This window comes from Pseudomonas oleovorans subsp. oleovorans, assembly GCF_002197815.1.
GTDB classification, from domain to species: domain Bacteria; phylum Pseudomonadota; class Gammaproteobacteria; order Pseudomonadales; family Pseudomonadaceae; genus Aquipseudomonas; species Aquipseudomonas oleovorans.
Genome location: NZ_NIUB01000072.1, coordinates 1 through 5,260 on the forward strand (window position 1 = coordinate 1; position 5,260 = coordinate 5,260).

Below are 5,260 nucleotides of genomic sequence, written 5' to 3' on the forward strand. Positions count from 1 at the left end.
CAAGTTTAGGGTTTTCTCAAAACCCAAGCAGTATTGAACTGAAGAGTTTGATCATGGCTCAGATTGAACGCTGGCGGCAGGCCTAACACATGCAAGTCGAGCGGATGAAGGGAGCTTGCTCCCTGATTTAGCGGCGGACGGGTGAGTAATGCCTAGGAATCTGCCTGGTAGTGGGGGATAACGTTCCGAAAGGAACGCTAATACCGCATACGTCCTACGGGAGAAAGCAGGGGACCTTCGGGCCTTGCGCTATCAGATGAGCCTAGGTCGGATTAGCTAGTTGGTGAGGTAATGGCTCACCAAGGCGACGATCCGTAACTGGTCTGAGAGGATGATCAGTCACACTGGAACTGAGACACGGTCCAGACTCCTACGGGAGGCAGCAGTGGGGAATATTGGACAATGGGCGAAAGCCTGATCCAGCCATGCCGCGTGTGTGAAGAAGGTCTTCGGATTGTAAAGCACTTTAAGTTGGGAGGAAGGGCAGTAAGCTAATACCTTGCTGTTTTGACGTTACCGACAGAATAAGCACCGGCTAACTTCGTGCCAGCAGCCGCGGTAATACGAAGGGTGCAAGCGTTAATCGGAATTACTGGGCGTAAAGCGCGCGTAGGTGGTTCGTTAAGTTGGATGTGAAAGCCCCGGGCTCAACCTGGGAACTGCATCCAAAACTGGCGAGCTAGAGTACGGTAGAGGGTGGTGGAATTTCCTGTGTAGCGGTGAAATGCGTAGATATAGGAAGGAACACCAGTGGCGAAGGCGACCACCTGGACTGATACTGACACTGAGGTGCGAAAGCGTGGGGAGCAAACAGGATTAGATACCCTGGTAGTCCACGCCGTAAACGATGTCAACTAGCCGTTGGGTTCCTTGAGAACTTAGTGGCGCAGCTAACGCATTAAGTTGACCGCCTGGGGAGTACGGCCGCAAGGTTAAAACTCAAATGAATTGACGGGGGCCCGCACAAGCGGTGGAGCATGTGGTTTAATTCGAAGCAACGCGAAGAACCTTACCTGGCCTTGACATGCTGAGAACTTTCCAGAGATGGATTGGTGCCTTCGGGAACTCAGACACAGGTGCTGCATGGCTGTCGTCAGCTCGTGTCGTGAGATGTTGGGTTAAGTCCCGTAACGAGCGCAACCCTTGTCCTTAGTTACCAGCACGTAATGGTGGGCACTCTAAGGAGACTGCCGGTGACAAACCGGAGGAAGGTGGGGATGACGTCAAGTCATCATGGCCCTTACGGCCAGGGCTACACACGTGCTACAATGGTCGGTACAAAGGGTTGCCAAGCCGCGAGGTGGAGCTAATCCCATAAAACCGATCGTAGTCCGGATCGCAGTCTGCAACTCGACTGCGTGAAGTCGGAATCGCTAGTAATCGTGAATCAGAATGTCACGGTGAATACGTTCCCGGGCCTTGTACACACCGCCCGTCACACCATGGGAGTGGGTTGCTCCAGAAGTAGCTAGTCTAACCTTCGGGGGGACGGTTACCACGGAGTGATTCATGACTGGGGTGAAGTCGTAACAAGGTAGCCGTAGGGGAACCTGCGGCTGGATCACCTCCTTAATCGAAGACATCAGCTTCTTCATAAGTATCCACACGAATTGCTTGATTCATAGTCGAAGACGATGCTGTAACGCGACCCTGTTATAGGTCTGTAGCTCAGTTGGTTAGAGCGCACCCCTGATAAGGGTGAGGTCGGCAGTTCAAATCTGCCCAGACCTACCAATTGCTTGGTGCAGAAGAATACGGGGCCATAGCTCAGCTGGGAGAGCGCCTGCCTTGCACGCAGGAGGTCAGCGGTTCGATCCCGCTTGGCTCCACCACTCTCTCGTGTTGCGGTGAGTGTTAAAGAGTTCAGAAATGAGCGCTTCAGGTTTGTCCTGTTGAGTGCTGATTTCTGGTCTTTTGACCGGTACGAATATCGTTCTTTAAAAATTTGGATATGTGATAGAAGTGACTGATTAATTGCTTTCACTGGCAATTGATCTGGTCAAGGTAAAATTTGTAGTTCTCAAGACGCAAATTTTCGGCGAATGTCGTCTTCACGATTGAGACAGTAACCAGATTGCTTGGGGTTATATGGTCAAGTGAAGAAGCGCATACGGTGGATGCCTTGGCAGTCAGAGGCGATGAAAGACGTGGTAGCCTGCGAAAAGCTTTGGGGAGTCGGCAAACAGACTGTGATCCAGAGATCTCTGAATGGGGGAACCCACCCGGCACAAGCCGGGTATCTTGTACTGAATCCATAGGTGCAAGAGGCGAACCAGGGGAACTGAAACATCTAAGTACCCTGAGGAAAAGAAATCAACCGAGATTCCCTAAGTAGTGGCGAGCGAACGGGGACTAGCCCTTAAGTTGATTTGAGTGTAGTGGAAGGCTCTGGAAAGTGCCGCCGTAGTGGGTGATAGCCCCGTACACGAAACGCTCTTATCAATGAAATCGAGTAGGACGGGGCACGAGAAACCTTGTCTGAACATGGGGGGACCATCCTCCAAGGCTAAATACTACTGACTGACCGATAGTGAACCAGTACCGTGAGGGAAAGGCGAAAAGAACCCCGGAGAGGGGAGTGAAATAGAACCTGAAACCGTATGCGTACAAGCAGTGGGAGCCTACTTTGTTGGGTGACTGCGTACCTTTTGTATAATGGGTCAGCGACTTATATTCAGTGGCGAGCTTAACCGAATAGGGGAGGCGTAGCGAAAGCGAGTCTTAATAGGGCGCTTTAGTCGCTGGGTATAGACCCGAAACCGGGCGATCTATCCATGGGCAGGTTGAAGGTTAGGTAACACTGACTGGAGGACCGAACCGACTACCGTTGAAAAGTTAGCGGATGACCTGTGGATCGGAGTGAAAGGCTAATCAAGCTCGGAGATAGCTGGTTCTCCTCGAAAGCTATTTAGGTAGCGCCTCGTGTATCACTGCTGGGGGTAGAGCACTGTTTCGGCTAGGGGGTCATCCCGACTTACCAAACCGATGCAAACTCCGAATACCAGCAAGTGTCAGCACGGGAGACACACGGCGGGTGCTAACGTCCGTCGTGAAAAGGGAAACAACCCAGACCGTCAGCTAAGGTCCCAAAGTTATGGTTAAGTGGGAAACGATGTGGGAAGGCTTAGACAGCTAGGAGGTTGGCTTAGAAGCAGCCATCCTTTAAAGAAAGCGTAATAGCTCACTAGTCGAGTCGGCCTGCGCGGAAGATGTAACGGGGCTCAAACCATACACCGAAGCTACGGGTTCATCCTTTGGATGAGCGGTAGAGGAGCGTTCTGTAAGCCTGTGAAGGTGAGTTGAGAAGCTTGCTGGAGGTATCAGAAGTGCGAATGCTGACATGAGTAACGACAATGCGAGTGAAAAACTCGCACGCCGAAAGACCAAGGTTTCCTGCGCAACGTTAATCGACGCAGGGTTAGTCGGCCCCTAAGGCGAGGCAGAAATGCGTAGTCGATGGGAAACGGGTTAATATTCCCGTACTTCTAGTTACTGCGATGGAGGGACGGAGAAGGCTAGGCCAGCACGGCGTTGGTTGTCCGTGTTTAAGGTGGTAGGCTGAGATCTTAGGTAAATCCGGGATCTTAAGGCCGAGAGCTGATGACGAGCGTTCTTTTAGAATGCGAAGTGGTTGATGCCATGCTTCCAGGAAAAGCTTCTAAGCTTCAGGTAACTAGGAACCGTACCCCAAACCGACACAGGTGGTTAGGTAGAGAATACCAAGGCGCTTGAGAGAACTCGGGTGAAGGAACTAGGCAAAATGGCACCGTAACTTCGGGAGAAGGTGCGCCGGTGAGGGTGAAGTATTTACTGCGTAAGCCCATGCCGGTCGAAGATACCAGGCCGCTGCGACTGTTTATTAAAAACACAGCACTCTGCAAACACGAAAGTGGACGTATAGGGTGTGACGCCTGCCCGGTGCCGGAAGGTTAATTGATGGGGTTAGCGCAAGCGAAGCTCTTGATCGAAGCCCCGGTAAACGGCGGCCGTAACTATAACGGTCCTAAGGTAGCGAAATTCCTTGTCGGGTAAGTTCCGACCTGCACGAATGGCGTAACGATGGCGGCGCTGTCTCCACCCGAGACTCAGTGAAATTGAAATCGCTGTGAAGATGCAGTGTATCCGCGGCTAGACGGAAAGACCCCGTGAACCTTTACTATAGCTTTGCACTGGACTTTGAGCTTGCTTGTGTAGGATAGGTGGGAGGCTTTGAAGTGGGGACGCCAGTTCTCATGGAGCCATCCTTGAAATACCACCCTGGCAACCTTGAGGTTCTAACTCTGGTCCGTTATCCGGATCGAGGACAGTGTATGGTGGGTAGTTTGACTGGGGCGGTCTCCTCCCAAAGAGTAACGGAGGAGTACGAAGGTGCGCTCAGACCGGTCGGAAATCGGTCGTAGAGTATAAAGGCAAAAGCGCGCTTGACTGCGAGACAGACACGTCGAGCAGGTACGAAAGTAGGTCTTAGTGATCCGGTGGTTCTGTATGGAAGGGCCATCGCTCAACGGATAAAAGGTACTCCGGGGATAACAGGCTGATACCGCCCAAGAGTTCATATCGACGGCGGTGTTTGGCACCTCGATGTCGGCTCATCACATCCTGGGGCTGAAGCCGGTCCCAAGGGTATGGCTGTTCGCCATTTAAAGTGGTACGCGAGCTGGGTTTAGAACGTCGTGAGACAGTTCGGTCCCTATCTGCCGTGGACGTTTGAGATTTGAGAGGGGCTGACCTTAGTACGAGAGGACCGGGTTGGACGAACCTCTGGTGTTCCGGTTGTCACGCCAGTGGCATTGCCGGGTAGCTATGTTCGGAAAAGATAACCGCTGAAAGCATCTAAGCGGGAAACTTGCCTCAAGATGAGATCTCACTGGAGCCTTGAGCTCCCTGAAGGGCCGTCGAAGACTACGACGTTGATAGGTGGGGTGTGTAAGCGCTGTGAGGCGTTGAGCTAACCCATACTAATTGCCCGTGAGGCTTGACCATATAACACCCAAACAATCTGCGAAGGTATAAGCCGGAGACAGAGGGTGTCGATGGTGAAGTCGACAGAAAGCCGAAAATTTGCAAGAACTACAAATCATCTATCACGTATCCAAGGGATAGCGCCTAACCGCGAGATCCCAACCGAATTGCTTGACGACCATAGAGCGTTGGAACCACCTGATCCCATCCCGAACTCAGTAGTGAAACGACGCATCGCCGATGGTAGTGTGGTGCTTCACCATGTGAGAGTAGGTCATCGTCAAGCTCCTATACGAAA

Annotated in this window: 2 tRNA genes and 3 rRNA genes; all 5 read left to right on the plus strand. The window is 52.1% G+C overall.

The features are described 5' to 3' along the window. The first annotated feature begins 35 nt into the window (after positions 1-35). The 5 genes from PSOLE_RS23125 (at position 36) to rrf (ending at position 5,248) form a co-directional block, all read left to right on the plus strand. Positions 36-1,572, plus strand: a 16S ribosomal RNA gene (locus PSOLE_RS23125). Between the two features lie 85 nt (positions 1,573-1,657). Then, positions 1,658-1,734: transfer RNA gene (locus tag PSOLE_RS23130), tRNA-Ile, on the plus strand. 22 nt (positions 1,735-1,756) lie between these two features. Further along, positions 1,757-1,832 (plus strand) — tRNA-Ala (locus tag PSOLE_RS23135). A gap of 258 nt (positions 1,833-2,090) precedes the next feature. Continuing rightward, positions 2,091-4,983 (plus strand): 23S ribosomal RNA (locus PSOLE_RS23140). A 149-nt stretch (positions 4,984-5,132) separates the two neighbouring features. Then, a 5S ribosomal RNA gene (gene rrf / locus PSOLE_RS23145) occupies positions 5,133-5,248 on the plus strand. The 16S, 23S and 5S rRNA genes sit together here with 2 tRNA genes alongside, the layout of an rRNA operon. Positions 5,249-5,260 lie beyond the last annotated feature (12 nt).